Annotated in this window: 23 protein-coding genes and 4 tRNA genes; 22 read left to right on the top strand and 5 right to left on the bottom strand. The window is 55.4% G+C overall.

Annotated elements, in window-relative coordinates:
* Positions 1–36: 36 nt before the first annotated feature.
* Together F6X24_RS01820 and F6X24_RS01815 are read right to left on the bottom strand one after the other, a co-directional pair.
* Positions 37–906 carry an SDR family NAD(P)-dependent oxidoreductase gene (locus F6X24_RS01820; protein WP_151086088.1) on the bottom strand — a complete coding sequence of 290 codons (870 nt, stop codon included), beginning with the start codon at positions 904–906 and terminating at the stop codon, positions 37–39.
* A gap of 60 nt (positions 907–966) precedes the next feature.
* A complete protein-coding gene (locus F6X24_RS01815) occupies positions 967–1,728 on the bottom strand; it encodes a hypothetical protein (RefSeq protein ID WP_151086087.1) in 762 nt (253 codons plus the stop codon).
* 61 nt (positions 1,729–1,789) lie between these two features.
* Here F6X24_RS01815 and F6X24_RS01810 point away from each other — a divergent pair, with 61 nt between their 5' ends.
* From F6X24_RS01810 to nadD, 6 genes are all read left to right on the top strand, one after another.
* Positions 1,790–2,560, top strand: a complete 771-nt coding sequence (locus F6X24_RS01810; protein WP_151086086.1) for a glycosyltransferase family 2 protein — start codon at positions 1,790–1,792, stop codon at positions 2,558–2,560.
* Positions 2,557–3,594: a glycosyltransferase family 9 protein gene (locus F6X24_RS01805; RefSeq protein WP_151086084.1), complete on the top strand. Its 1,038-nt coding sequence runs from the start codon at positions 2,557–2,559 to the stop codon at positions 3,592–3,594. Before F6X24_RS01810 ends, F6X24_RS01805 begins: the two co-directional genes overlap by 4 nt.
* A gap of 159 nt (positions 3,595–3,753) precedes the next feature.
* Positions 3,754–4,404 carry a sigma-70 family RNA polymerase sigma factor gene (locus tag F6X24_RS01800; RefSeq protein ID WP_151086083.1) on the top strand — a complete coding sequence of 217 codons (651 nt, stop codon included), beginning with the start codon at positions 3,754–3,756 and terminating at the stop codon, positions 4,402–4,404.
* Between the two features lie 51 nt (positions 4,405–4,455).
* Positions 4,456–4,752, top strand: coding sequence for a hypothetical protein (locus F6X24_RS01795; RefSeq protein ID WP_151086081.1), 297 nt, complete (start codon positions 4,456–4,458; stop codon positions 4,750–4,752).
* A gap of 12 nt (positions 4,753–4,764) precedes the next feature.
* A complete protein-coding gene (gmk, locus tag F6X24_RS01790; protein WP_151086080.1) occupies positions 4,765–5,355 on the top strand; it encodes a guanylate kinase in 591 nt (196 codons plus the stop codon).
* Positions 5,352–5,948, top strand: a complete 597-nt coding sequence (nadD, locus tag F6X24_RS01785) for a nicotinate (nicotinamide) nucleotide adenylyltransferase (RefSeq protein ID WP_229725280.1) — start codon at positions 5,352–5,354, stop codon at positions 5,946–5,948. Before gmk ends, nadD begins: the two co-directional genes overlap by 4 nt.
* Before the next feature lie 82 nt (positions 5,949–6,030).
* Here nadD and frr read toward each other — a convergent pair whose 3' ends face one another.
* From frr to F6X24_RS01770, 3 genes are all read right to left on the bottom strand, one after another.
* Positions 6,031–6,594: a ribosome recycling factor gene (frr, locus tag F6X24_RS01780; RefSeq protein ID WP_151086078.1), complete on the bottom strand. Its 564-nt coding sequence runs from the start codon at positions 6,592–6,594 to the stop codon at positions 6,031–6,033.
* Between the two features lie 79 nt (positions 6,595–6,673).
* Positions 6,674–7,465, bottom strand: a complete 792-nt coding sequence (gene pyrH, locus F6X24_RS01775; RefSeq protein WP_151086076.1) for a UMP kinase — start codon at positions 7,463–7,465, stop codon at positions 6,674–6,676.
* A gap of 40 nt (positions 7,466–7,505) precedes the next feature.
* Positions 7,506–8,009, bottom strand: a complete 504-nt coding sequence (locus F6X24_RS01770) for an acetyl-CoA carboxylase biotin carboxyl carrier protein subunit (RefSeq protein ID WP_151086075.1) — start codon at positions 8,007–8,009, stop codon at positions 7,506–7,508.
* Positions 8,010–8,105: 96 nt separating this feature from the next.
* Here F6X24_RS01770 and F6X24_RS01765 point away from each other — a divergent pair, with 96 nt between their 5' ends.
* The 16 genes from F6X24_RS01765 (at position 8,106) to rpoC (ending at position 26,023) form a co-directional block, all read left to right on the top strand.
* A complete protein-coding gene (locus tag F6X24_RS01765; RefSeq protein ID WP_151086073.1) occupies positions 8,106–10,670 on the top strand; it encodes a M1 family metallopeptidase in 2,565 nt (854 codons plus the stop codon).
* Positions 10,671–10,840: 170 nt separating this feature from the next.
* Positions 10,841–10,920 (top strand) — tRNA-Tyr (locus F6X24_RS01760).
* 23 nt (positions 10,921–10,943) lie between these two features.
* Positions 10,944–11,016 (top strand) — tRNA-Gly (locus F6X24_RS01755).
* A gap of 23 nt (positions 11,017–11,039) precedes the next feature.
* Positions 11,040–11,111: transfer RNA gene (locus tag F6X24_RS01750), tRNA-Thr, on the top strand.
* Positions 11,112–11,277: 166 nt separating this feature from the next.
* Complete coding sequence (tuf, locus tag F6X24_RS01745; protein ID WP_151086072.1) at positions 11,278–12,468, top strand: elongation factor Tu; 1,191 nt, start codon at positions 11,278–11,280, stop codon at positions 12,466–12,468.
* Between the two features lie 746 nt (positions 12,469–13,214).
* Positions 13,215–13,288 (top strand) — tRNA-Trp (locus F6X24_RS01740).
* Positions 13,289–13,341: 53 nt separating this feature from the next.
* Positions 13,342–13,539 (top strand): preprotein translocase subunit SecE, encoded by a 198-nt coding sequence (gene secE, locus F6X24_RS01735; RefSeq protein WP_151086070.1) that lies wholly within the window; start codon positions 13,342–13,344, stop codon positions 13,537–13,539.
* 11 nt (positions 13,540–13,550) lie between these two features.
* Positions 13,551–14,108 (top strand): transcription termination/antitermination protein NusG, encoded by a 558-nt coding sequence (nusG, locus tag F6X24_RS01730; RefSeq protein ID WP_151086068.1) that lies wholly within the window; start codon positions 13,551–13,553, stop codon positions 14,106–14,108.
* Between the two features lie 116 nt (positions 14,109–14,224).
* A complete protein-coding gene (rplK, locus tag F6X24_RS01725) occupies positions 14,225–14,668 on the top strand; it encodes a 50S ribosomal protein L11 (RefSeq protein ID WP_068340394.1) in 444 nt (147 codons plus the stop codon).
* 20 nt (positions 14,669–14,688) lie between these two features.
* Positions 14,689–15,387, top strand: coding sequence for a 50S ribosomal protein L1 (gene rplA, locus F6X24_RS01720; RefSeq protein WP_151086067.1), 699 nt, complete (start codon positions 14,689–14,691; stop codon positions 15,385–15,387).
* 15 nt (positions 15,388–15,402) lie between these two features.
* Complete coding sequence (gene rplJ / locus F6X24_RS01715; RefSeq protein WP_151086065.1) at positions 15,403–15,957, top strand: 50S ribosomal protein L10; 555 nt, start codon at positions 15,403–15,405, stop codon at positions 15,955–15,957.
* Positions 15,958–16,017: 60 nt separating this feature from the next.
* Positions 16,018–16,398, top strand: a complete 381-nt coding sequence (rplL, locus tag F6X24_RS01710; RefSeq protein ID WP_151086063.1) for a 50S ribosomal protein L7/L12 — start codon at positions 16,018–16,020, stop codon at positions 16,396–16,398.
* Between the two features lie 422 nt (positions 16,399–16,820).
* Positions 16,821–20,687, top strand: coding sequence for a DNA-directed RNA polymerase subunit beta (gene rpoB, locus F6X24_RS01705; protein ID WP_151089477.1), 3,867 nt, complete (start codon positions 16,821–16,823; stop codon positions 20,685–20,687).
* A 68-nt stretch (positions 20,688–20,755) separates the two neighbouring features.
* Positions 20,756–20,971 (top strand): DUF4160 domain-containing protein, encoded by a 216-nt coding sequence (locus tag F6X24_RS01700; protein WP_151086061.1) that lies wholly within the window; start codon positions 20,756–20,758, stop codon positions 20,969–20,971.
* A gap of 1 nt (position 20,972) precedes the next feature.
* Positions 20,973–21,215, top strand: coding sequence for a DUF2442 domain-containing protein (locus F6X24_RS01695; RefSeq protein ID WP_151086060.1), 243 nt, complete (start codon positions 20,973–20,975; stop codon positions 21,213–21,215).
* 452 nt (positions 21,216–21,667) lie between these two features.
* Positions 21,668–26,023: a DNA-directed RNA polymerase subunit beta' gene (rpoC, locus tag F6X24_RS01690; RefSeq protein ID WP_151086058.1), complete on the top strand. Its 4,356-nt coding sequence runs from the start codon at positions 21,668–21,670 to the stop codon at positions 26,021–26,023.
* Positions 26,024–26,069: the final 46 nt, after the last annotated feature.

Genomic DNA, 26,069 nt, shown 5'->3' with positions numbered 1-26,069 from the left:
CGCTGAAGCTTTGCGTGGTAAAATCGCCCCAAAACCCTAATTGAGAAACTTTGTGCCGGTCAGCTGCTCCGTCAGCTCCCAGAGGCGCCGGTTGTTTTCGGGGGTATTAAAGCTGCTTTTCACCGGCTCGGGCTTTTTCTTATTGTAGAAGCCCCCGCTGACTGCGCCGGCCTGGGCATCAGTGGCCAGAAAAATGCTGGTTTCGGCTCCTTTCTCGGGTGATAGCATAAAAGGCCGACCCAGGGTAAGCACGGCCGTTAGCCAGCCGCCCGACTGCTGCCCGTAGCCGGTGGCCACCGCGCCGGGGTGCAGCGAGTTGGTAGTGACGTTGGTGATGCCGTGCTCGCGCAGGCGCCGCGCCAGCTCCTGGGTAAACATGATATTCCAGAGCTTGGTGTTGCCATACTCCCACACGGGGCTGTATGAGCGCTCCGACTGCAGGTCGTCGAGCGTAGGCTTGGAAAAGCGATATGCCATTGAGGCCACGTTTACGATGCGAGCCGCCGGGCTTTTTTGCAGTAAGTCGAAAAGCAGGCTGGTGAGCAGAAACGGCCCCAGGTGGTTGGTAGCCAGCGTCAGCTCATTGCCATCGGCCGATACCTGGCGCTCAGCCCCAAACATAAGCCCCGCATTGTTTACCAGCACGTCGAGGCGCGGATAGTTGTCATGAATCTGCGCCGCCACGTCGCGCACCTGCTGAAGCACCGAAAGGTCGGCCAGCACGATGTCAACGTGCTTGTTGCCAGTAGTATCGATGATGTCGCGCTGCGTGCGCTCGGCCTTGGCCCGGTTGCGGGCCAGAATAACGACATGCGCACCCTGACGGGCCAGCTCACGGGCCGTTACTTCGCCAATGCCGGAAGTAGCGCCGGTGACAAGAATGAGTTTATTCTGTACGTCAGCCATAGAGGTTTAGCGTAATAGACTGCCCTATACGCAACGGCCGCCATAACGGTGGCGCCCCGGCTATCGGCGTGGTGCTGGCTTTGGCTTAGGCAGCGCCGCCAGGTAAGGTTTGACGTAGCGATTACCGGGAAAAAACTTCAGCGTTCGCTGCCCAAAATAACGGCACAGCTCAAGCTGATGCAGGTTAGCAAAACATTCCGTTTGATACTGCAAAATTTGCTCACGCAAGGAGGAATTCTCAGCGGCAGCATCAGGCATACTTTGTAAAGCCGCTGCCGCGCGTGAGAGGTTGTACGAGGCCGCTGCCCACTGCTGGTCGTCGAGCTGCAAAGTAGCCAGCTTGAAATAAGCCTCCACGAAAGGCATGTAGACCGTAACGGCCTGTGGGCTTTCGCGGCCGTACATATCCAGCAACGCAATCAAACGCTGGTAAACCGGATAGCTCAACTCACGAGTATTGGCGCCTCGGTACAGGGCCCTGGCATAGCAGTTCAGCACCGATGGGTCGGCCGGGGTAAGGTTAGCTGCGTCTGCCACGAGGGCCGCTGCCTCATCATACTTGCCATCGGTATAAGCACGGTCCGACTCCGCTACTTCGATGGGGTGAGGCGTGGCTGGTACTATGGGCGCTTGCTTGGGAAGCAAGGCAGGTACGCCCTCAAAGTCTTCGTCGCGTAGCGGCTGGTCGTCGCCCACATAATGAAAGTTGTGCTTGGTTTTGATGAAGGCGCAATCGTCTGTAGTCTGATATGTTTGGGCCCGGCCAATACCCGGAAGCAGCACCAAAGCCAGCACGAGCCCCGTGAGTAGCGTTGTTTTCATTTCCAAAGCTATCAACAGCAGCGGTTCTACCCGCAGCCGGGCTGCTAGCTTTGCAGTGCCCATGCCAGTCTCGCTCTCTGTCGTCGTTATTACCTTCAATGAGGAAGCCAACATTGCCCGCTGCCTGCAGGCGCTGGGCACGGTAGCCGACGAAGTATTGGTAGTCGATTCGTTCTCCTCCGACGGCACGGTGGAAATCTGCCGCCAGCACGGCGCCCGCGTTATTCAAAATGCCTTCGCCGGCTACGTCGAGCAAAAAAACTTCGCTACCGACCAGGCTACGTTCGACTACATTTTGCAGCTCGATGCCGACGAAGTGCTGACCGATGAGCTGCGCCAGAGCATTCAGGCTGTAAAAAATAACTGGCAGCATGCGGCTTACTCGCTGGCGCGCCTCACCAACTACTGCGGCACCTGGGTGCGCCACGGCGGCTGGTACCCCGACCGCAAGCTGCGCCTCTACGACCGCCGCCTGGGCCGCTGGCAGGGCCTGCTGCTGCACGAGCACTACGAAGTGAACACTGGGCAGTTTACCGGTCAGCTTATGGGTGATATATTGCATTTTTCATATATTTCAATTGCACAGCACGTCAGCCAGCTGAATAAATTCACGAGTATCACGGCGCAGGAGCGGGCGCTGAAGGGCCAGACCCGCGTAACGTTCTTTCATCTCTTACTGAAGCCGCTCTGGAAATTTGTGCATGGCTATGTGTTCCGGCTGGGCTTTCTGGATGGCTTCGCAGGCCTAAGTATCGCGGTCATTTCGGCCTGGGGGGTATTTCTGAAGTTCGCGAAGCTGAAAACCGGCACCCAAAACGCGCCCACGTCATGAGTCCGACTTTCCTCATTTCGCGTACCGATGCCATCGGCGATGTGGTTTTGACGCTGCCCGTAGCCGGCTGGCTCAAGCAGCATTATCCCGCCTGCCGCGTAGTGCTCATTGGGCGCAGCTACACCGCTGCCGTATCTTCCGCTTGCCCCCAGCTAGATGATTTTCTGGCTATTGATACCTTACAAAAGCTGCCTGCGGCCGAGCAGCTGGCGCAGGTGCGCAGCTACGAGGCGGCGGCTATTATCCACGTTTTTCCAAATAAATTTCTCGCGAAACTGGCTCGGCAAGCCAATATTCCGGTTCGCATCGGCACGCGCAACCGCTTGTTTCACTGGCTCGCCTGCAACCGGCTGGTCGCGCTCAGCCGCCGCCACTCGCCGCTGCACGAGGCCCAGCTGAACCTGCAGCTCTTGCAGCCGCTTGGATACAGCCAGGTGCTTAGTCTGGCTGCCATCATAGCGCTGACGGGCCTGCGGGCAGCTACGCCGCTTCGTGCTGAATATCAGCAGCTGCTGGCTGCCCGGCAGCCGGGCCAGCTCAATGTTGTGCTGCACCCGCGCAGCCGGGGCAGTGCCCGCGAGTGGGGCCTACCGCATTTTGGCGAGCTAGCCCGGCTGCTTCACAAGGCCGGGCACCGCGTTTTCATCAGTGGCACGGCTGCCGAAGGTGAGGAGCTGGCCGGCTGGCTGCGCGAAAACGCCCGCTTCATCACCGCCGACCTGACCGGCCAGCTGGCACTTCCCGAGTTCATCACCTTTATTGCCGCCGCTGATGGGCTGGTGGCCGGCAGTACCGGGCCCTTGCACCTGGCTGCCGCGCTTGGTCGCCAGGCGCTGGGGTTGTACCCGCCCATTCGGCCCATGCACCCCAGCCGCTGGGCTCCGCTTGGGCCGCATGCCGAATACCTGGTAGTTGACCGGCCCAACTGCCAGGATTGTGAGGCACAGCCAACCGAATGTACCTGCATCAAGGCAATTGCGGCAGCTACCGTAGCAGCCCAAATTGCTCGCTGGCAGCCTTTGCAGGCAACCTAGCAGCCACTTCCTACCGTACGTAGCATTTACTGTCGGCACATCAGGCTCTATATTGTTGCCGCTAGCAAGGCCATGCGGCTCGCGCACTAGTCGAATCGATGCTGTCTGGTCTTACTTTTGCCCAGTTCCTGGTTTTATTACCTGCCCTATCTACCCATTATGAGTGACTCTCCCGAACGGGTGAAGCTGAGCAAAGAGGAAAAAGACCGGCGCTTTCAGGCCGAGCTGATGCCGGTGCTCGACCCGCTCTACAACTTCGCCTATCGCCTCACGCTCGACGAAGACGATGCCAACGACCTGGTGCAGGAAACCTACCTCAAGGCGTACCGCTTTTTTGAGTACTTCGAGCCCGGCACCAATGCCAAGGCCTGGCTTTTTCGTATTCTGAAAAACTCGTTTATCAACGATTTTCGGAAGAAAAGCAAGCAGCCGGCGAAAGTCGATTACAGCGAAGTTGAAGGATATTATAATCCGGATGAAGTAGAGGGCGATGCCGATACCGGGGCTTCGTCGTCTGACCTGCGGCAACAGTCCTCGCGCGACCTTATCGGCGACGAAGTAGCCAGCGCCTTAAACTCGCTACCAGTTGATTTTCGGACGGTTATCATCTTGTGCGACCTTGAGGGCTTTACCTATGAGGAAATGGCCAAGGTGCTCGATATTCCGATTGGTACGGTGCGCTCACGGCTGCACCGGGCGCGTAATTTCCTCAAAGACAAGCTCGAAAAATATGCCTCATCCATGGGCTACGGGAACGATGCCTCTGATGATGCCGTTAATGCCGCCGAGCCCGACGACGAAAACAGTTAATTTTTTCTTCACCATTTAACCCCAGGCTAAGACCCTGTTCCCGATTCGCCCATGGAAGCTACTGCTACTACAACCAATCTGTCGGCCCCCCTTGCCTCGCCCTTGGCTAGCGCCCCCGACTGCGACCGCGTGAACATTGTACTTGACCAACTTCTCGAAGGCCGGAGCCTGACCGAAGAAGATGAGGATTACCTCATCCACCACGGCGACGATTGCTCGCCCTGCTTCGATGATATTAAGAAGCAGCAAGTGTTTATCGGCTTTCTGAATCAGAAAGTTGGGCGTCGGCCGGCTCCTTCGGCACTGCCACACGCTATCATGGCGCGGTTGCACGCCGAAATAGCCTAGCTTTGTAGCCCTATGCAGGGCAAAATCATTGTATTCTCGGCTCCGTCAGGAGCGGGCAAGACGACTATCGTACATCGGCTCATGGAGTTAATCCCGGAGCTGAGCTTCTCCATCTCGGCCTGTACCCGCGACCGCCGCGGCCGCGCCGAGGTCAATGGCAAAGACTATCACTTCATTACGGTAGCCGATTTTCAGGATAAAATTCGTCACAACGAGTTTGTGGAGTGGGAAGAGGTATACGAAGGGGCCTTCTATGGTACCCTCAAATCGGAGATTGAGCGTATCTGGGCCACTGGCAAGCACGCTATTCTCGATGTGGATGTGAAGGGTGGCCTCAGCATCAAAGCGTTTTATAAAGAGCGGGCGCTCGCCGTTTTTGTGCGGCCGCCTTCCATCGAAGCCCTGGCTGAGCGGCTCACGGCGCGGGCCACCGACTCTACTTCCAGTATTTCTTCGCGGGTGTACAAAGCGACTTTCGAGCTGGCCTTTGAGGACAAGTTCGACGTCACGGTTGTGAACGATAAGCTGGAGGAGGCAGTCGCCCACGCCGAAAAGCTGGTGCGCGACTTCATTCAATCCGATACGCCAGCTGAGGCGGTATGATGCCGGCTGCTTTCGGCCCTGCACAACGAATCGGACTACTATTCGGCTCGTTTAATCCGGTGCATACCGGCCACCTTATTCTGGCCGAGCACTTTGCCACCCGCACCGACTTGGCGGAAGTATGGCTGGTCGTATCGCCCCAAAACCCGTTTAAAGCGGGAGCCGAGTTGCTGCCCGAAGCCCAGCGCCTGAGCCTGGTAGAACTAGCCATTGCCGGCAATCCGCGCCTGCGAGTAGAAGCCATTGAGTTTGGCCTGCCGCGCCCCAGCTATACCATTGCCACCCTCGATGCGCTGCAGCAGCGCCATCCCGACACGGAGTTTGTGCTGCTAATGGGTGCCGACAACCTGCCCGGCCTGCCGCGCTGGCAGCAAGCAGCCCGCTTGCTGGCCGAAATTGATATCTACGTTTACCCGCGCCCCGGCACCGCCTTGCCCGAGCTGGCTCTCTTTCCGCGTGTGCAGGTAATGCAGGCGCCTTTACTGGATATCTCGGCTACCTACATCCGCGAGAGCCTGCGCCTCGGCCGCTCTATTCGTTACCTGGTACCCGCTTCTGTAGAAACCGCGCTGCTATCGTACGGGGATGAATAATATTGTTTTTAATATATAATTAATATAAGATAATAAAAAAGCCCAGCGAGCAATCGCCGGGCTTTTTTGCTGAGAAAAGACCTCAGATAGTCATAATCTCCGATTCTTTTTTAGAGAAGAGTTTATCTACTTCGGTGATGTGGGCATCGGTGTACTTCTGCACTTTGGCCTCGGCATCCTTGATGGCGTCCTCCGGTGCACCATCTTTCTGGAGCTTGCGCAGGGCCTCGTTTACATCCTTGCGGATACCGCGTACCCGTACTTTGCCAGCTTCGGCTTCGTTTTTGGCCTGCTTTACCAGGTCACGGCGGCGCTCTTCAGTCATGGGCGGAATGTTGAGGCGCACACCATCGGCATCAGCAACGGGATTCAGGCCCAGGTCGCTATTTTTGATGGCTTTGGCCACCTCATTTACCATATTTTTTTCCCAGGGCTTAATAAGCAGCGAACGAGGGTCGGGGGCGGAGATATTCGCAATTTGCGCTACTGGGGTGGGCGTACCGTAGTAGTCTACGCGCAGGCCATCGAGCATGGACGGTGAGGCTTTGCCGGCCCGGATGCGACCCATTTCTACGCCTACGTGGGCAATGGCCTTGCCCATCGACTCCTCAGCATCGCTGAGGTAAAATTGAATTTCCTCGTCCATGTTAAAAATTAGCGTTTTTTGTTGGCAGCTGCCGGTTCTTGTTAGCAAAGTTTATAAAAGTGCCGGACAACTACTAAAATCAGGCTTGTTCGGGCAGGTTACCTACCAGCGGTGGCAGGCCGCTTAGCTCGGGCAGCGCATTGGCCGCGCGCGCAAGGCCGCCAGCCATTGTTACCAGGGTACCAAGGTCTTCGCCAGCCACCAGGCGCTCCAGATTGCCCGCCGTATTCATATCGAAAACGATGATAGGCAGGTTATTCTCTTTGCAAAGTGTGAAGGCCGTCATATCCATCACGCTCAGGTTTTTCTCCATTACCTCATCAAACGAAATGCGTGAGTAGCGCACGGCGTTGGGGTGCTTCTCGGGGTCAGCTGAATAAATGCCATCTACCCGGGTGCCTTTCAGCACTACGTCGGCTTCAATCTCGATGGCCCGCAGCGACGCAGCCGAGTCGGTAGTAAAGTAGGGCGAGCCAATACCGGCGCCAAAAATTACCACGCGGCCTTTCTCCAGATGGCGCATGGCGCGGCGTCGGATGTAGGGCTCGCACACCCGCTGAATGGTAAGGCCCGAAAGCAGGCGGGTAGGGACGTCCATTTTTTCCAGGGCGCTTTGCAGGGCCATCGAGTTGATAACCGTGGCCAGCATGCCCATGTAGTCGCCCTGCACGCGGTCGAGGCCAAAGTGCTCGGCCTGCACACCCCGGAAAATATTGCCGCCGCCAATTACTACGGCTACCTGCACACCCTGCGCTGCTACCGCCTTTATTTCGGTAGCGTACTGCATGAGCCGGTCAGCATCAATGCCGTATTGCTGCTGGCCCATAAGCGCTTCGCCGCTGAGCTTGAGAAGAATTCGGTGATAAGTCAAAATAGAGAGTAAGTAAGGATGAGCAGGGGAGAGGGTAGAATCAGGCAAACTGTACCAGTACCTGGCCTTTGGTAACATTGGCCCGCAGGTCTACTTTGATGCTGCCGATAGTCCCGTCGGCCGGGGCTTTTAAAATATTTTCCATTTTCATGGCTTCCAGTACCAGCAGCGGGTCGCCCTTCAGCACGGCCTGGCCGGGCTGCACCCGAATGTCAATAATGAGGCCCGGCATGGGGGCCTTCAACTCGTTTATCCGGGCAACATTGGCATCGCTCAGCCCCAGCCGGTCGAGGAGTAAGTCGAACCGGTCTTTGGCGTGCAAGTCTACCCGCTGGCCATTGATTTTCAGCGTGAAGGTCTTGGCCGCATAATCGGCTTCTACCAGCTCGGCAGTATACGACTGCCCCTGGTAAAGCACGTGATAGCGCCCGTTTCCGAGCGGTGCCACATCCCAGGCAAAGGGCTGGCCATTGAGGGTAAGGGAGTCGGTGGCCTGAAAATCCACCTCCCAGCTATGTGCTGAGCCAATGCTGATACTAAGCATAGAGAAGCCGGCCCTGCTGGCCGAAACTGGGTTAAAGGTACGGTGAATCTTAATTTCGTCGGAACTTGCCAGCCTTTTCCAGGGTCCGATAGTAATATGCGATTTATAATTCCCGCTAGTTTTATTGTTTGTGTAGCGATTGCCCTGCCTTCCCGAGGCCAGTCGACTGGTGGCTCAAGCAAGGATAATCATAAGAAAGCGGTTGAGGCTCCCGTCGCGCCTGCTTCGGCCAGTATCACCGTCCCTTCGTGGCTGCCGCCCACCGCGCCCCTGCAGCCGGCCGCTACCCAGCTCACGGATGTACTGGATACCAAGCTCGATGTGCGTTTTGATTACGCGCACCAGTATCTGCTTGGAACGGCGGTGCTTACGCTACGCCCGCATTTTTATGCCCAAAGCGATTTGAAGCTTGACGCCAAAGGCTTTGATATAAAAAGTGTGCAGCTGCTAAGCGGGAAAGCACCCAAGGTTCTGACGTATAAGTACGATGGCCGTCGGCTTACCATTGCCCTCGACCACGCGTACTCACGGGAGCAGCCTTATCAGGTACGCATTGCCTACGTAGCTAAGCCCAATGAGCTGCCGGCCGGTGGTAGCGAAGCCATTACGGCGGCCAAGGGCCTGTATTTTATTAATCCGCTGGGCAAGGAGGCCAACAAGCCCCGGCAAATCTGGACGCAGGGTGAGACGCAAAGCAGCTCCTGCTGGTTTCCGACCATCGACGAGCCAAACCAGCGCATGACCCAGGAGATTGTAATGACGGTCGAGGACCAGTTCAAAACGCTTTCCAATGGCCTGCTGATAGCCTCCCGAAAGAATGCCGACGGCTCGCGCACCGATACCTGGCGCCAAACCCTGCCCGCCGCCCCTTACCTCACCATGATGGCCGTTGGCGACTTTGCCGTAGTAGCCGATACCTGGCACGGCAAAGCGGTTGACTACTATGTAGAGCCCAAGTATAAGAGCACAGCTAAAGCCGTTTTTGGGCGCACGCCCGAAATGATGGACTTCTTTTCCAAAAAGCTCGGCATTGACTATCCGTGGGAGAAATATTCGCAGATAGCAGTACGCGACTATGTGAGTGGGGCTATGGAAAATGCGACTGCTACGGTCCACGGTGCTACCATCCAGGCCACCCGCCGCGAGCTGCTCGATGCTGCCTACGAGACCTCCGAGTCCATTATTGCCCACGAGCTATTTCACCACTGGTTTGGCGACTACGTCACCTGCGAGTCGTGGAGCAACCTGCCGCTCAATGAGAGCTTTGCTAACTACTCGCAGTATCTCTGGGCCGAGTACAAATACGGCGCCGATGCCGCGGCACTGGTGCAGCAGCAGGACTTGGCCCATTACCTCGAAGAAGCCGAGTCGAAGCGCGAGCCGCTCATCCGCTACCATTATGCCAACCGCGAGGATATGTTCGACCGCCATTCCTACGAGAAGGGGGGACGGGTATTGCATATGCTGCGTAAATATATAGGTGATGATGCATTTTTTGCCGGCCTCAATCATTACCTCACCAAAAACAAGCTCACCGCCGTTGAAATCAGCAAGCTGCGCACGGCTTTCGAAGAAACGACGGGCGAAGACCTGCACTGGTTCTTCGACCAGTGGTTTATGCAGCGCGGTCATCCCGAGCTGAAAATCACCCATTCCTACAGCAACGGTCAGGTGCTGCTGCATGTGCAGCAAACGCAGGATACGCTCTTCCAGCCAGTGTTTCGCCTGCCGGTAGCCGTTACGGTGTGGCAAAAGGAGAAGCCTACCGAGCACCGCATCACTATCACGAAAGCCGACCAGACCTTCTCTTTCCTCGCTGCCGATAAGCCCACAATGGTGAAATTCGATAGCGAAGGCCAACTGCTGGCTCAACTAGACGAAGAGCGTAGTATGGAGGAGCTGGTATTTCAGTTTTACCACGCCCGCAGCTACTTGCAGAAATATGAGGCAATGGACCTGCTGCAAAATAAGACGACCGACTTTGGCGTCAGCGGCCTGTTTCGCAATGCGCTGACTGATAACTTCTTCGCCGTGCGCCGCACGGCGCTCGACCATCTGCGCGGCTACCGCGGTCCGTCGGCCAACGCCGTGCGGGCCGAAATTCAGCATCTGGCTACCACCGACCCGAATAGTGCCGTGCGGGCGCAGGCGCTTATCACGCTGGCTTCCTTCCCCGGCGAAAATTACGCCTCCACTTACCTCACGGCGCTGCGCGACAGCTCTTACCTGGTGGAGGCTAGCGCTATTGATGCCCTTGCCAAACTCCCTACCTCGCCTGCCCGCACCCAGCTGGCGGCCCTAGATAATACAACTAATTCTACCCTGCTTGTGTCGCTGGCCGGCTATTATGCCCAGCGCGGCAGCATCGACCAGTACGCCTGGTTTATGCGCCGTCTGCCCGACCTCACCGACACCGACCTCTATACCTACCTGCAGGCATTTGGCGCCTTTATGGTGCAGATGCCCGTCATTGAGCGCGAAAAGGGAGTACAAACCCTGGAGACCATTGCCCGTACCCATCCCCAATACTTCGTGCGGCTGGGGGCATATAAAGGCCTCATGGTGCTCGCACCCAGCCAGCCCGACCTTAAAGCAGTGCTGCTTGACATAAAAAGTAAAGAAACGGATGAGCGGCTCAAAGCATTTTATAACTTAATGTGAACCAACCCAAAGGATAGCCTGAGCGCTGCTTACGAAGCCGTATAAAGCGCGTAGTTACCGGAAATGAGCGTCCCGGCACACAACTTTTTCTTGAGCAGTACTTGCATCTTCCCGAAAAACCTGTACTTTTGCGTCTCAATTCCAGCAAGCGGCCGGATTTGCAAACAAATGGGGGTATCGCATAGCGGCAATTGCGGGTGACTGTAACTCACCTCCTTCGGGTTCATAGGTTCGAGTCCTGTTACCCCCACTTTAATAAAATGAGTACCATCTGCGGGAGTAGCTCAGTTGGTAGAGCGGCAGCCTTCCAAGCTGCAGGTCGCGGGTTCGAACCTCGTCTCCCGCTCATTTTATCATTTTATAGAATAAGCCGTTTTAGCTCAGTGGTAGAGCACTTCCTTGGTAAGGAAGAGGTCATGGGTTCAAATCCCATAAATGGCTCAGCAGTTACGGAACTACCCGCCCTTTGGGTGGGTTAGGGCCGGGTCAGCAAGAGAAGCGATACGCAGCACCTAAGCCTGAATTGGCCCAAGCTGGGTTTCGCTTTCTTGCCATATAGACTACTTGCTTTTACTTTAATTCCCCTCTTTTTTCTCAACTCTTTACAATGGCTAAAGAAAATTTCGACCGGTCGAAGCCGCACGTAAACATCGGCACCATCGGTCACGTTGACCACGGCAAGACGACCCTGACCGCAGCTATCACCACGGTGCTGGCTAACCAGGGTCTGGCTGAAAAGCGCGACTTCTCCTCGATTGACAACGCCCCCGAGGAAAAAGAGCGTGGTATCACCATCAACACCGCCCACGTAGAGTACTCTACCGCCAACCGTCACTATGCGCACGTTGACTGCCCCGGTCACGCTGACTATGTGAAGAACATGGTAACGGGTGCTGCCCAAATGGACGGCGCTATCCTCGTGGTAGCTGCTACCGACGGCCCAATGCCCCAGACCCGTGAGCACATCCTGCTCGCCCGTCAGGTAGGTGTTCCCCAACTGGTAGTGTTCATGAACAAAGTGGACATGGTGGATGACCCCGAGCTGCTTGAGCTGGTGGAAATGGAAATCCGCGAACTCCTCTCGTTCTACAACTTCGACGGCGACAACATTCCGGTTATCCAGGGCTCGGCGCTGGGCGGCCTGAACGGCGATGCCAACTGGGTTCCCAAAATCAACGAGCTGATGGCTGCAGTGGATTCGTTTATTCCGATTCCTGCCCGTCTGACCGACTTGCCTTTCCTGATGCCAGTAGAGGACGTGTTCTCGATTACGGGTCGTGGCACGGTTGCTACCGGTCGTATCGAGCGCGGTATCATCAACTCGGGCGAGCAGGTTGACATCCTGGGTATGGGTGCTGCTGAAGGCCTGAAGTCGACGGTAACGGGTGTGGAAATGTTCCGCAAAATCCTGGACCGCGGCGAAGCTGGTGACAACGTAGGTCTGCTGCTCCGTGGCATTGAGAAAGAAGCCATCCGTCGCGGCATGGTTATCTGCAAGCCCGGCTCGGTAAAGCCTCACCAGAAGTTCAAGGCTGAGGTATACGTGCTCTCGAAAGAGGAAGGCGGCCGCCACACTCCTTTCTTCAACAACTACCGTCCGCAGTTCTACCTGCGTACCACCGACGTTACCGGCATCATCACCCTCCCCGAGGGCGTTGAAATGGTAATGCCCGGCGATAACATCACCATCACGGTGGAGCTTATCAGCAAAGTGGCAATGGAGAAAGGCCTCCGCTTCGCTATCCGTGAAGGTGGCCGTACGGTAGGTGCCGGTCAGGTAACCGAAATCCTCGACTAGTTTTAGGTTAATTCCTAACTATAAAAACGCCCTCGATTGCTCGGGGGCGTTTTTTGTTGTACTATCAATTATAATTGCGTGTAAAATCCTCTCTTTGAAACTGATGGAACACAAGTTAACCCTGACTACTATGCAAAGCAAGTACGGTAAGCAGCCAATTCCCTATCACCAGCTACTTCAAACATCCGAATGGGCTGGCAGAAGGAAGGAAATTATAGTAAGAGATGGATGTAAATGTGCCAGATGTCAAACAGCAGAAACCGAAGTAATTGGTGCAGCTCGAGATGAAAATGGTAAGTACAGACATTTTTTCATTGAGAAAGTTAGGAAAGGAAACGATGAGATAGTTAATAGCCTTGAGTTGTCGCCGAAAGGAGCAGTATGGTTTGAGGTCCATCATAAATTTTATATAATTAATAGATACCCTTGGGATTATCCTGACAGCGCATTAATAACTCTTTGCAACTGGTGCCATCAAGAGATACACGATACAACTGTGATACCTGTCCTTAGCTATGAAGGCGAAGCTTTGGGATATACTCCCTGTAGCCGTTGCAACGGGTCAGGGTCATTTTCTGAATATAGTCATGTTCAGAGTGGCGTGTGCTTCAAGTGCAATGGAGCACGTTATGAAGAGCTGATAGATAAGTAAATTGTTGAAATACACACTTAGTCTTGTTTTTTCTACCATGTTTGTTTACCTTTGCACTCCCATTGACGAATTGCGTCTGATGGGAACCACTTACACGAGTGTAGTTCAAGGGTAGAATAGAGGTCTCCAAAACCTTTGATGGGAGTTCGAATCTCTCCACTCGTGCCACTTTCAGCCGCTGTTGCGGCTGTTTTATCTGCCCTCACCGGCTTTTTGCAACCATGGCTAAGCTGAACAACTATTTCCGCGACACCATCGAGGAAATGCGTTACAACGTAACGTGGCCCTCAACTACCGAGCTGCAAAAGAGCGCCGGTCTGGTGCTGATTGGCTCCCTCGTGTTCGCCGCCGTGGTGGGCCTGATGGACGTGAGCTTTAACACCGCCCTGAACGCATTTTATCAAACTTTCGCCCGCTAGGTTTTAAGAAGATGGGTGAATTGAAATGGTATGTGGTACGCTCGGTGAGCGGCCAAGAGAAAAAAGCCAAAACGTATATGGAGACCGAAGTTGGTCGCCACAACTTGCAGGAGCTGCTTCCGCAGGTGCTGATTCCGGTTGAGAAGGTGTTTGAGATGCGCAACGGCAAGAAGCGCGTGCGCGAGCGCAACCTGTATCCCGGCTATATTATTATTCATTCGGACCTGACGCACGGTGAGGTGCAGAATATCATCACCTCCACGCCGGGCGTAATTGGTTTTCTGGGCGATAAGGAAACCAAGACGACCAACGCCAAGCCAGTGCCTTTGTCGCTGAACGAGGTAAACCGCCTGCTGGGCGTAGTTGACGAGGCCGAAGAAAAGACAGCCGAACTGGAAACTCCTTTCACGGTTGGTGAGCTGGTAAAAGTTATTGATGGTCCGTTCAACGGCTTCAGCGGCAACGTCAACGAAGTATTTGAGGAGCGTAAGAAACTGAATGTTATCGTGAAAATTTTCGGCCGCGCTCAGCCCGTAGAGTTGAGCTACACGCAGGTCGAGAAAGAGTAACAAACCCTATACGTCGTCTGATATCCACTCCGGTCAGGCGGGGCTTCCACTAGGAGTATTATCTGAACTGAGGCTAGCGCGAGTTACGTCGTGCCTGCCGCAGCTTTATCAACCAAATGGCCAAAGAAATTAGAGGTTACCTGAAACTTCAGGTAAAGGGAGGCTCCGCGAATCCCGCGCCGCCGATTGGACCTGCGCTTGGTAGTAAAGGCTTGAATATCATGGAGTTTTGCAAGCAGTTTAATGCGCGCACCCAGGATAAAGCCGGCCAAATCTGCCCCGTCCTGATTACGATGTACACCGATAAGTCTTTTGACTTCGTCATCAAGACTCCTCCGGTACCGGTTCTCCTGATGGATGCCGCCAAGTTGCAGAACGGCTCGAAAGAGCCTAACCGTAACAAAGTGGGCTCGGTAACCTGGGACCAGGTTCGGACCATCGCCGAAACCAAAATGCCCGACCTGAACGCTTTCAAAGTGGAGTCGGCCATGAAGCAGGTAGCCGGTACGGCTCGCAGCATGGGTATCACCGTGAAGGGCGACTCGCCTTTTGCTGAATAACTAACCGGAGGACATACACAATGGCAGCAATCAGCAAAAAGCGCAAGGAAGCCCTTGCCAAGCATGACCTGACGCAGGTACGCAGCCTGCTCGAAGCCGCGCAAGTGGTGAAGGACATTACGTACACCAAGTTCGACGCCTCGGTTGATATCGACGTTCGCCTCGGTGTAGACCCCCGCAAAGCCGACCAGATGGTGCGTGGCGTAGCCACCCTGCCCCACGGCACTGGCAAAACCGTTCGCGTACTGGCCCTGGTGCCTGCCGATAAGGAAGCCGAAGCTACCGCCGCCGGTGCCGACTTCGTAGGTCTGGACGACTACATTGCTAAAATCGAAAAAGGCTGGACCGACATCGACGTAATTATCACCATGCCTTCGGTAATGGCGAAAGTTGGTCGCCTCGGTCGCGTACTTGGCCCGCGTGGTCTGATGCCAAACCCGAAGTCGGGTACGGTAACGACCGACGTAGCTAAGGCGGTGCAGGAAGTGAAGGCTGGTAAAATCGACTTCAAAGTTGACAAAACCGGTATCATTCACTGCTCGGTAGGTAAAGTATCGTTCGACCCCAGCAAGCTGGCTGAGAACGCACTGGAAGTGATTCAGACGCTCGGTCGCCTGAAGCCATCTTCTTCGAAAGGTACCTACATCCGCAGCATCACGCTCAGCAGCACTATGTCGCCGGCCGTACCGGTTGACAGCACGGTTTCTTCCGCTAACTAATAATATCAACCAACCATGAATCGGGAAGAAAAACAAGCCCTCGTGGATGAGTTGAGCGAGAAGTTTCAGTCGCACAACGCATTCTATATTGCCGATGCCTCGGGCATGTCGGTAGCGAAAATCAATGACTTCCGTCGCCTCTGCTTCAACCGCGGCATGGAATTCAAGGTGTATAAGAACTCGTTCATCCGCAAAGCGCTCGACACCCTCGGTGGCGACACCAGCGAGATGGACGCAGCGCTGAAAGGCCAGTCGGGCGTATTGTTCTCGAAAGAGAGTGGTAATGCCCCGGCCAAGCTGCTGAAGGACTTCTACAAAGCCCAGTCTTATGGTCGTGGCGTAACGCCGAAGCCCGCGCTGAAAGGGGCCTTTATCGACGCCAGCATTTATATCGGTGCTGACCAGCTCGAAGGCCTTACCACCATCAAAGGCAAGCAGGAGCTGCTCGGTGAACTCATCGGCCTGCTGCAATCGCCCGCCAAAAACGTTATCTCTGCTCTGTCGAGTGGCGGCAACAAGCTGGCTGGCATCCTCAAAACGCTTTCCGAAAAAGAAGAAGCTGCTGGCTAACCGCTGCTCACCTTTTTCAACTTTCAATTTTCAACTTACACCCCCTAATACCCTACCGAAATGGCCGATTTGAAAGCCTTCGCTGAGCAGCTTGTTAGCCTCACCGTTAAAGAAGTAAACGAACTCGCTGGTATCCTGAAAGACGAGTATGGCATCGAGCCTGCTGCTGCCGCTCCTGCTCCTGCCAGCAACGGTGGTGGCGCCGCTGCTGCTGAGGCTCCTGAGGAGAAAACCACGTTTGACGTAATCCTGAAAGCTGCCGGTGGCGCTAAGCTGCAGGTAGTTAAGCTGGTAAAAGACCTGACCGGCCTGGGCCTGAAAGAAGCCAAGGAACTGGTTGACGGTGCTCCCAAGCCCCTGAAAGAAGGTGTTACCAAGGATGAGGCCGAAGGCCTGAAGAAGCAGCTCGAAGAAGCTGGTGCTGAAGTAGAAGTTAAGTAGGTTCGCCTACGGGCTTGCTCCCGAATCGGATTAGGCCTGGCACTTAGTCAGGTCTTTTCCTGTTTGTAGAGAATAAGTTACCTTTTGCAACTGAAAGCTACTGTTTTTGGTTGTCCTACACTAGCAGTTTTCTTCTTCTATCATCTGGCATGGAGCGAAGCAAAATACAAGGACCTTATCACGTTACACGTCGCAGGAGTTTCGGACTCATTTGACAAACAGCGTGGTAAGGTCCTTTGCTGCGCTCATAACCCCTGAATTCGTCTGAAGGCTTTTACCGTAGGTGCAGGTGTAAAAGCAACCTTCCGAACTTAGGTTGATAGTAGAGTCAACTCGCGTAGCTACAATAGCTTACGTGTACATTTTTAAAACCTTTCCAATTGGCTACACCGCAAGCAACTGAGGCCGCCGAAGTCAAACACCTGACTGGGGCCAGTGAGCGAATCAATTTCGCCAAGATTAAGAAAGTTATCGAGTACCCGGACTTTCTGGACGTGCAGGTGCAGTCGTTCCAGGAGTTCTTTCAGCTCGAAACAGCCGCTGCCAGCCGCACGAATGAAGGCTTGTTCAAGGTATTTGCCGAGAACTTCCCGATTTCGGACTCGCGCGAAAACTTCGTGCTGAACTTTATCGATTATCACGTTGACCCACCCAAGTATACGGTGGATGAGTGCATCGACCGCGGCCTGACCTATGCCGTGCCGCTGAAGGCGAAGCTGCAGCTCATTTGCAACGACAAGGACAACGAGGACTTCCAGACTATTGAGCAGGAGGTTTTCCTGGGCAATATTCCGTACATGACGGAAAAAGGCTCGTTTGTTATTAACGGTGCCGAGCGCGTTATCGTATCGCAATTGCACCGCTCGCCGGGCGTTTTCTTCGCTCAGAGCAAGCACACGAACGGTACTAAGCTGTATTCGGCCCGCATTATTCCGTTCAAAGGCTCGTGGATTGAATTTGCCACGGACGTGAACAACGTGATGTACGCCTACATCGACCGCAAGAAGAAATTCCCGGTTACTACGCTGTTGCGCGCTATCGGCTACGGCACGGACAAGGACATTCTGGACTTGTTTGGCCTTAGCGAAGAAGTGAAAGCCGACAAGAAGAGCCTCAAAAAGGCCGTTGGCCGTAAGCTGGCCGCCCGGGTGCTGCGCACCTGGACGGAAGACTTCGTGGACGAGGATACCGGGGAGGTAGTTTCTATCGACCGGAACGAAGTGCTGCTGGAGCGCGACTCGACCATCAACGAGGAAGATATTGACACCATTGTGGAGGCCGGTGCTAAATCGGTGATTCTGCACAAGGAGAATGTGAATATTGCGGATTTTGCAATTATTTACAACACCTTGCAGAAGGACAACTCCAACTCGGAGAAAGAAGCCGTTGAGCAGATTTACCGTCAGCTCCGCAACACCGAGGCGCCCGACGAAGAAACCGCTCGTGATATTATCCAGAAGCTGTTCTTCTCCGACAAGCGCTACGACCTTGGGGAAGTAGGCCGCTACCGGATTAACAAGAAGCTCCAGATTGACATGAGTCAGGAGTCGCGGGTATTGACTAATCAGGATATTGTACTGATTGTGAAGTACCTGATTGGCCTGATTAACTCGAAGGCGATTGTCGATGACATTGACCACTTGAGCAATCGCCGTGTGCGCACAGTGGGTGAGCAGCTCTACGCCCAGTTCGGCGTGGGCCTGGCCCGTATGGCACGTACCATCAAGGAGCGCATGAACGTGCGCGACAACGAAGACTTCAAGCCGGTTGACCTGATTAATGCCCGCACGCTTTCGAGCGTGATTAACTCGTTCTTCGGCACCAACCAGCTGTCGCAGTTCATGGACCAGACCAACCCGCTGGCCGAGGTGACGCACAAGCGTCGCGTTTCGGCGCTCGGGCCGGGAGGTTTGAGCCGGGAGCGCGCTGGTTTCGAGGTGCGTGACGTTCACTACACGCACTACGGCCGCCTGTGCACCATTGAAACGCCGGAAGGCCCGAACATTGGTCTGATTTCGTCACTCTGCGTGCACGCCCGCGTAAACTCGATGGGTTTCATCGAAACGCCTTACCGCCACGTAAAAGCTGGTACGGTAGACATGACTTCTAATGTGAAGTTCCTGACTGCCGAAGAAGAAGACACGCACCACATTGCCCAGGCCAACTCGCTGCTAAGCGAGGAAGGTAAAATGACGCAGCAGTTGGTGAAAGGTCGTTTTGAAGGTGACTTCCCGGTGGTAGCACCGGATGAGTATACCTACATGGACGTAGCCCCAAACCAGATTGTATCGGTTGCTGCTTCGCTGATTCCGTTCCTGGAGCACGATGACGCCAACCGGGCGCTCATGGGCTCGAACATGCAGCGCCAGGCGGTGCCGCTGCTCCGTCCCGAGGCCCCGATTGTGGGCACGGGTCTGGAAGGCCGTACGGCCATCGACTCGCGCGCGCTAATCATCGCCGAGGGCGAAGGCGTGGTTGACTCGGTTGACGCTAACCGCATTATTATTAAGTACGACCTGTCGGACGACGATGTGGCTGTAAGCTTTGACGCTGAGCGTAAAACGTACAGCCTCATTAAGTTCCGTCGTACCAACCAGGATACCTGCCTCAACCTCACGCCGCTGGTGAAAAACGGCGAGCGCGTAACCAAAGGCCAGGTGCTTTGCGAAGGCTATGGTACCAACCGCGGCGAGCTGGCCCTAGGCCGCAACATGCAGGTTGCCTTCATGCCGTGGCAGGGCTACAACTTCGAGGACGCCATCGTCATCTCGGAGCGCGTAGTACGCGACGATATCTTTACTTCGATTCACATCGAAGAGTTTGAGCTGGAAGTGCGCGAGACCAAGCGCGGCGAAGAAGAGCTGACTTCGGAAATTCCGAACGTGAGTGAGGAAGCCGTTCGCAACCTCGACGACAACGGCATTATCCGCCTTGGGGCGGAGGTGAAGGAAGGCGATATCCTCATCGGCAAGATTACGCCGAAGGGCGAAACCGACCCGACTCCGGAAGAGAAACTGCTCCGCGCCATCTTCGGCGACAAAGCCGGCGACGTGAAGGATGCTTCACTTAAGGCGCCCCCCTCCCTGAATGGGGTAGTTATCGGCACCAAACTCTTCTCGCGGCCCAAGAAGGACAAAAACCTTCGTGCCAAGTCGAAGAAAGAAGTAGAAGATTTGAAGGAAGGCTATGCCCGTGAATTGCGCGGCGTGAAGGCGATAATGATTGATAAGCTGGTAGGCTTGCTGGAAGGCAAGACGAGCCAGGGCATCAAGCACCGCTTTGGCGACGACGTGCTGACGAAAGGCGTGAAGTTCAACCGGAAAAACATCAGCGAGGCGCTGTTCCCCGATAAGAATGCTTATCGCGACGAAAGCAACTACGCGGTGCCGGAAGAAGTGAACCTCTTCAAAGACCTGCAGCTGGAAGGCTGGACCGCGGATGCTCGCGTGAATGAGCTGCTGCTCCGCCTGGTGAAAAACTACGCCAAGCGCCGCAACACCATCACGGCTCGCTTCAAGCGGGAGCGCTTCACGCTGGAAGTTGGCGACGAGCTGCCCGCCGGCATTGTTCAATTAGCGAAAGTCTATATTGCCAAGAAGCGCAAGCTGAAAGTAGGTGATAAGATGGCCGGCCGCCACGGTAACAAAGGGGTAGTAGCCCGTATCGTGCGCGATGAGGACATGCCCTTCCTGCCCGACGGCACCCCGATGGACATTGTGCTCAACCCGCTCGGCGTACCGAGCCGGATGAACATCGGTCAGATTTACGAAACCGTACTCGGTTGGGCTGGTCTGAAAATGGGGCGCACTTATGCAACCCCGATTTTCGACGGCGCTACCGAAGACGAAGTTGCCCGTGAGTTGACCGAAGCTGGCCTGCCCGACTGGGGCCGTGCCTATCTGCACGACGGCCTGACCGGCGACCGCTTCGACCAGCCGGTAACCGTGGGTGTGATTTACATGCTCAAGCTTGGCCACCTGGTTGACGACAAGATGCACGCGCGTTCTATCGGGCCATACTCGCTCATCACGCAGCAGCCGCTGGGTGGTAAGGCACAGTTCGGTGGCCAGCGCTTCGGCGAGATGGAAGTGTGGGCACTGGAGGCCTTCGGTGCTTCCAACGTGCTCCAGGAAATCCTGACGGTGAAGTCGGACGACGTAGTAGGCCGGGCCAAAGCGTACGAAGCCATTGTAAAAGGCGACGTATTGCCCAAGCCGAATATTCCCGAGTCGTTCAACGTGTTGATTCACGAGCTACGCGGTCTGGCGCTGGAAATCACGCTGGAGTAGGTTGATTGAAAATGTTGGTTGCTGGTGCGCAAGCATTGGCAACCAACTTTCAGTAATGTCTTGATTGAATGCCCACAGCCTTACGGCTTCTTGGTTTTCGATTCTTCTTTTACAGTAACGAATGCAGTGAGCCGCCGCATATTCACATTGAGCGAGCAGATGAACTGGCCAGGTTCTGGCTTGACCCGGTAGAGTTAGTCAGCTCTTCGGGATTCTCTGCTAAGGAAATCAATCAATTGCGGAAGATGGTTGTGGAGTATCAAGCTCATTTACTACAAGCCTAGCATGAGTACTTTAACTAGAAAGCCCGAAACTGTCTCTGCTACCACTGTGTGGTTTGACGATAGCAAGCTGTACGTCCGTCTGGCGGATGGCCGCGAAGTGGGCGTGCCCATTGACTGGTACCCTCGGTTGCGAGATGCTTCAGAAGAAGCCCGTAATAACTGGCGGCTAATTGGCCGTGGGCAGGGTATTCACTGGGAAGATGTAGACGAGGATTTGTTAGTTGCTGGGTTTTTGAAAGCTTAGAAAATAAAACCAGATGTCTGCCTTTACTGTATTTGTGGCATTTATAATGTTGTCTTTTTCTGGTTTGTAAGTCAAAAAAGAGAAACAAAAAGATGTGTCCATACCAGCAAAAAGGTTACTCAGTTTCGTCGCATGAATCCCGGCATGGAGCAACCTGGTAGTGGTATCTGTGATAGTTGTGGTGAACACTATCCGGTCGATATGATGATTGATATTCCTGGTTAAAATCCGCCTCGCGGCAAAGCGCCCCGTCCACGATACTACTGCCCCGAGACAGGTCAGGGTAGCACAAGGTGGGAAGCGCGACTGCAGAGGGGCAAAAACAAGACCTAGCGAAAACCTACTGCGCGGCGTACCTGTCCGACCCGCAGAGCACTTTTCGTAGCGTCGACCTGTTAGAAGAAACTCTAACAGCTAAAAGCCAAACAGCTAACAGCTAAAAACCAACCTAAATGGCTTTCGCAAAAAATAAGAAGTTAGTACAAGACTTCTCCAAGGTTACCATCTCGCTGGCCTCGCCCGAAGCAATTCTGGAGCGCAGCACCGGTGAAGTGGTGAAGCCGGAAACGATTAACTACCGCACCTACAAGCCCGAAATGGGTGGCCTGTTCTGCGAACGGATTTTCGGCCCGGTAAAGGACTGGGAATGCCACTGCGGCAAATACAAGCGCATCCGCTATAAGGGCATCATCTGCGACCGCTGCGGCGTGGAGGTGACCGAGAAGAAGGTACGCCGCGAGCGCATGGGCCACATCGAGCTGGTGGTGCCCGTAGCGCACATCTGGTACTTTAAGAGCCTGCCGAATAAAATCGGCTACCTGCTGGGCCTGCCCACCAAGAAGCTCGACCAGATTATATATTACGAACGCTATGTAGTGGTTCAGCCCGGCGTACAGGCCGAAGAAGGTGTGCAGCAGCTCGACTTCCTCACGGAGGATGAGTACCTGGACATCATCGACAAGCTGCCGCGCGAAAACCAGCTGCTGCCAAACGAAGACCCCCAGAAGTTCATCGCCAAGATGGGCGCCGACGCGCTGCAGATGCTGCTCGAGCGCATCAACCTCGACGAGCTGAGCTACTCGCTCCGCGATTCGGCTGCACACGAAACCTCGCAGCAGCGTAAAGCTGAGGCGCTGAAGCGTTTGCGTGTAGTAGAAGCGTTCCGCGATGCCGCTACCCGCGTGGAGAACCGCCCCGAGTGGATGGTAATCCGCATGGTGCCGGTGATTCCGCCCGAACTGCGTCCGTTGGTGCCGTTGGATGGTGGGCGTTTTGCCACGTCCGACCTCAACGACCTGTACCGTCGCGTTATCATCCGCAACAACCGCCTCAAGCGCCTGATTGAAATCAAAGCGCCGGAGGTAATTCTGCGGAACGAGAAGCGGATGCTGCAAGAGGCCGTTGACTCGCTCTTCGACAACTCTCGGAAGGTAAACGCTGTACGGGCCGAAGGCAACCGCGCCCTAAAGTCGCTGTCCGATATGCTGAAAGGCAAGCAGGGCCGCTTCCGCCAAAACCTGCTCGGTAAGCGGGTTGACTATTCGGGCCGTTCGGTAATCGTGGTGGGTCCGGAGCTGAAGCTGCACGAGTGCGGCCTGCCTAAGAACATGGCGGCCGAGCTGTTCAAGCCGTTCATCATCCGCAAGCTCATTGAGCGCGGTATTGTGAAGACGGTGAAGTCGGCTAAGAAGATTGTCGACCGAAAGGACGCCGTGGTATGGGATATCCTGGAGAACGTGCTGAAAGGCCACCCGGTGCTCCTCAACCGTGCTCCTACGCTGCACCGTCTGGGCATCCAGGCGTTCCAGCCGCGCCTCATCGAGGGCAAGGCTATTCAGCTGCACCCGCTCGTTTGTACGGCTTTTAACGCTGACTTTGACGGTGACCAGATGGCGGTGCACGTGCCGCTGGGCCCGGCTGCTATCCTGGAAGCTTCGATGCTCATGTTGGCGTCGCACAACATCCTGAACCCCGCCAACGGCGCGCCCATCGCGGTACCGTCGCAGGACATGGTTCTGGGCTTGTACTACGTAACCAAAGGCAAGCGCTCGACGCCGGAAGAGCAAATCCAGGGCGAAGGCCGGGCGTTTTACTCCGATGAAGAAGTAGTTATTGCCCTCAACGAAAAGCAGTTGTCGAAGCACGCCTACATTAAGGTGCGCACGATGGTTCGCGATGAGAACGATGACCTCGTTCAGAAAACCATCGAAACCGTAGCCGGCCGCGTGCTCTTCAACCAGCTCGTGCCCCAGGAAGTAGGTTTCGTGGATGAGCTGCTGACCAAGAAAAAGCTTCAGCAAATTATCTCGATGGTGTTCAAGCGCACGGGCATGGCCCGTACCGCGCAGTTCCTGGACGACATCAAGACACTAGGCTTCCAGTCGGCCTACAAAGGCGGCTTGAGCATGGGTCTGGGTGATATTCAGATTCCGAAAGAGAAAGATATTCTCATCAAGCAGGCGCAGGCCGATGTAGCTGCCGTAATGCAGAACTACCAGATGGGTCTGATTACGAACAACGAGCGCTACAACCAGGTCATCGACGTCTGGACGCGCATCAACTCGCAGATTACGGAGACGCTCATGGGCCGCCTCGAAAAGGAGAACCAGGGCTTCAACTCTATCTACATGATGATGCACTCGGGCGCCCGTGGCTCGCGGGAGCAGATTCGTCAGCTCGGCGGTATGCGCGGCCTGATGGCTAAGCCCCAGAAGTCGCTGCAAGGCTCGGTAGGCGAGATTATCGAGAACCCGATTCTGTCGAACTTCAAAGAAGGCCTCGACGTAATCGAGTACTTCATCTCGACGCACGGTGCCCGTAAAGGTCTGGCCGACACGGCTATGAAAACGGCCGACGCTGGCTACCTGACCCGTCGTCTGGTAGACGTATCGCAGGACGTTATCGTCAACGAGCCCGACTGCGGCACGCTGCGCGGTACCGAAACCTTCGCCCTGAAAGACAACGAAGACATCGTGGAGCCGCTTTCGGAGCGTATCCTCGGCCGTACGGCCGTGCACGATATCATCGACCCGCTGACCAACGAGCTAATCTTGGCTGCCGGTGAGCAAATCATCGAGGAGACTACCCGCCGCATCGACGCTACCAGCATTGAGTCGGTGGAGATTCGCTCGGTACTGACCTGCGAAAGCAAGCGCGGTATCTGCGCCAAGTGCTACGGCCGTAACCTGGCTACTGGCCGCATGGTGCAGAAAGGCGAAGCCGTGGGTGTTATCGCTGCGCAGTCGATTGGCGAGCCCGGTACCCAGCTCACGCTGCGTACCTTCCACGTAGGTGGTACGGCTTCCAACATCACGGTAGAAGCGAACATCCGCGCCAAGTTTGCCGGTATCGTCGAGTTCGAGGATATCCGTACCGTAGCTGGCGTCAACTCCGAAGGAGCTGAAACCAACGTGGTAATGGGTCGCTCGGGCGAAGTTCGCATCGTAGAGAAAGGCACCGGCAAGGTGTTTATCTCCAACCACGTTCCGTACGGCTCGTTCCTGCTTGTTAAGGAGGGCGAAGAGGTGGAGAAAGGCAAAGAGCTGGTTAACTGGGACCCTTACAACGCCGTTATTCTGGCCGAGTTTGATGGTACTATCCAGTACGACGCGCTCACTGAAGGCGTTACTTACCGTGAGGAGACCGACGAACAGACGGGCTTCCGCGAGAAGGTAATTGTCGAGTCGAAAGACAAGGCGCAGAACCCATCAGTATTGCTGAACCCTGCTAAGGGTGCCGATGCCGACGCTACCAAAGCGTACAGCATGCCGGTAGGCGCTCACCTGAACGTCGAGAACGGCGTGAAAGTGAAAGCTGGTCACATCCTGGCCAAGATTCCGCGTGCCGTGGGCAAAACCCGCGACATCACGGGTGGTCTGCCCCGCGTAGTGGAGCTCTTCGAAGCCCGTAACCCCTCGAACCCGGCTGTAGTGTCGGAAATCGATGGCGTCGTAACCTACGGCTCGGTAAAGCGTGGTAACCGCGAAATCTTCGTGGAGTCGAAAGACGGTGTGAAGCGGAAGTACATGGTACCGCTGTCGAAGTTTATCCTGGTGCAGGACAACGACTTCGTGCGGGCTGGTGCGCCGCTCTCCGATGGTGCCATCACCCCAAGCGATATCCTGAATATTCAGGGCCCCGGCTCGGTGCAGGAATACCTCGTGAACGAGATTCAGGAAGTATACCGCTTGCAGGGCGTGAAAATCAACGACAAGCACATTGAAGTTATCGTCCGCCAGATGATGCAGAAAGTGCTGGTAATGGACGCCGGCGACACGAGCTTCCTCGAAAATCAGCTCGTCGACAAAGTGCTGCTCATGGAAGAGAACGACATCGTTATCGACATGAAAGTCGTGACTGATGCGGGCGATTCGACCGAGCTGCGCCCTGGCCAGATTGTGACCAGCCGCAAGCTGCGCGACGAAAACTCGTCGCTCCGCCGCCGCGACCTCAAGCTGGCGCAGGTGCGCGACGCACAGCCGGCCGTATCGCGGCCCACGCTGCAAGGCATCACGCAGGCTTCGCTGGGTACGGCTTCGTTTATCTCGGCTGCCTCCTTCCAGGAGACGACCAAGGTGCTCAGCGAGGCCGCCATCCGTGGCAAAGCCGATGAGCTGCTGGGCTTGAAAGAGAACGTAATCGTTGGTCACCTCATCCCGGCCGGTACTGGCTTGCGCGAGTATCAGGGCATCGAGGTGTCGTCGAAAGACGACCACGCGACCAAACTGGCTACCCAGGCTGCCGAGCAGGCTGCTGTTCCGGCCAAGCGCCCCTCACGCGCCAAGCGTGAGACAACCGTGCAGGAGTAGTGAATGATGTAGGTTTGTAAATAGTAACCCCCGACTGGTGCGAGCT

Origin of the sequence: Hymenobacter baengnokdamensis (genome assembly GCF_008728635.1) — a bacterium.
Taxonomy (GTDB): domain Bacteria; phylum Bacteroidota; class Bacteroidia; order Cytophagales; family Hymenobacteraceae; genus Hymenobacter; species Hymenobacter baengnokdamensis.
The sequence above is the reverse complement of the archived record's forward strand: the minus strand, read 5'-3'. Positions and strand labels throughout refer to the sequence as shown.

Excerpts from the sequence above, each read along its gene's own strand:
- rplJ (WP_151086065.1), top strand. The coding sequence starts at position 15,403 with ATGAATCGGGAAGAAAAACAAGCCCTCGTGGATGAGTTGAGCGAGAAG.
- rplK (WP_068340394.1), top strand. The coding sequence starts at position 14,225 with ATGGCCAAAGAAATTAGAGGTTACCTGAAACTTCAGGTAAAGGGAGGC.
- F6X24_RS01770 (WP_151086075.1), bottom strand. The coding sequence starts at position 8,009 with ATGCTTAGTATCAGCATTGGCTCAGCACATAGCTGGGAGGTGGATTTT.
- F6X24_RS01800 (WP_151086083.1), top strand. The coding sequence starts at position 3,754 with ATGAGTGACTCTCCCGAACGGGTGAAGCTGAGCAAAGAGGAAAAAGAC.
- F6X24_RS01820 (WP_151086088.1), bottom strand. The coding sequence starts at position 906 with ATGGCTGACGTACAGAATAAACTCATTCTTGTCACCGGCGCTACTTCC.
- F6X24_RS01765 (WP_151086073.1), top strand. The coding sequence starts at position 8,106 with ATGCGATTTATAATTCCCGCTAGTTTTATTGTTTGTGTAGCGATTGCC.
- rplL (WP_151086063.1), top strand. The coding sequence starts at position 16,018 with ATGGCCGATTTGAAAGCCTTCGCTGAGCAGCTTGTTAGCCTCACCGTT.
- F6X24_RS01795 (WP_151086081.1), top strand. The coding sequence starts at position 4,456 with ATGGAAGCTACTGCTACTACAACCAATCTGTCGGCCCCCCTTGCCTCG.
- F6X24_RS01695 (WP_151086060.1), top strand. The coding sequence starts at position 20,973 with ATGAGTACTTTAACTAGAAAGCCCGAAACTGTCTCTGCTACCACTGTG.
- secE (WP_151086070.1), top strand. The coding sequence starts at position 13,342 with ATGGCTAAGCTGAACAACTATTTCCGCGACACCATCGAGGAAATGCGT.
- tuf (WP_151086072.1), top strand. The coding sequence starts at position 11,278 with ATGGCTAAAGAAAATTTCGACCGGTCGAAGCCGCACGTAAACATCGGC.
- frr (WP_151086078.1), bottom strand. The coding sequence starts at position 6,594 with ATGGACGAGGAAATTCAATTTTACCTCAGCGATGCTGAGGAGTCGATG.
- F6X24_RS01815 (WP_151086087.1), bottom strand. The coding sequence starts at position 1,728 with ATGAAAACAACGCTACTCACGGGGCTCGTGCTGGCTTTGGTGCTGCTT.
- nusG (WP_151086068.1), top strand. The coding sequence starts at position 13,551 with ATGGGTGAATTGAAATGGTATGTGGTACGCTCGGTGAGCGGCCAAGAG.
- nadD (WP_229725280.1), top strand. The coding sequence starts at position 5,352 with ATGATGCCGGCTGCTTTCGGCCCTGCACAACGAATCGGACTACTATTC.
- rpoC (WP_151086058.1), top strand. The coding sequence starts at position 21,668 with ATGGCTTTCGCAAAAAATAAGAAGTTAGTACAAGACTTCTCCAAGGTT.
- F6X24_RS01810 (WP_151086086.1), top strand. The coding sequence starts at position 1,790 with ATGCCAGTCTCGCTCTCTGTCGTCGTTATTACCTTCAATGAGGAAGCC.
- gmk (WP_151086080.1), top strand. The coding sequence starts at position 4,765 with ATGCAGGGCAAAATCATTGTATTCTCGGCTCCGTCAGGAGCGGGCAAG.
- rplA (WP_151086067.1), top strand. The coding sequence starts at position 14,689 with ATGGCAGCAATCAGCAAAAAGCGCAAGGAAGCCCTTGCCAAGCATGAC.
- F6X24_RS01805 (WP_151086084.1), top strand. The coding sequence starts at position 2,557 with ATGAGTCCGACTTTCCTCATTTCGCGTACCGATGCCATCGGCGATGTG.
- F6X24_RS01700 (WP_151086061.1), top strand. The coding sequence starts at position 20,756 with ATGCCCACAGCCTTACGGCTTCTTGGTTTTCGATTCTTCTTTTACAGT.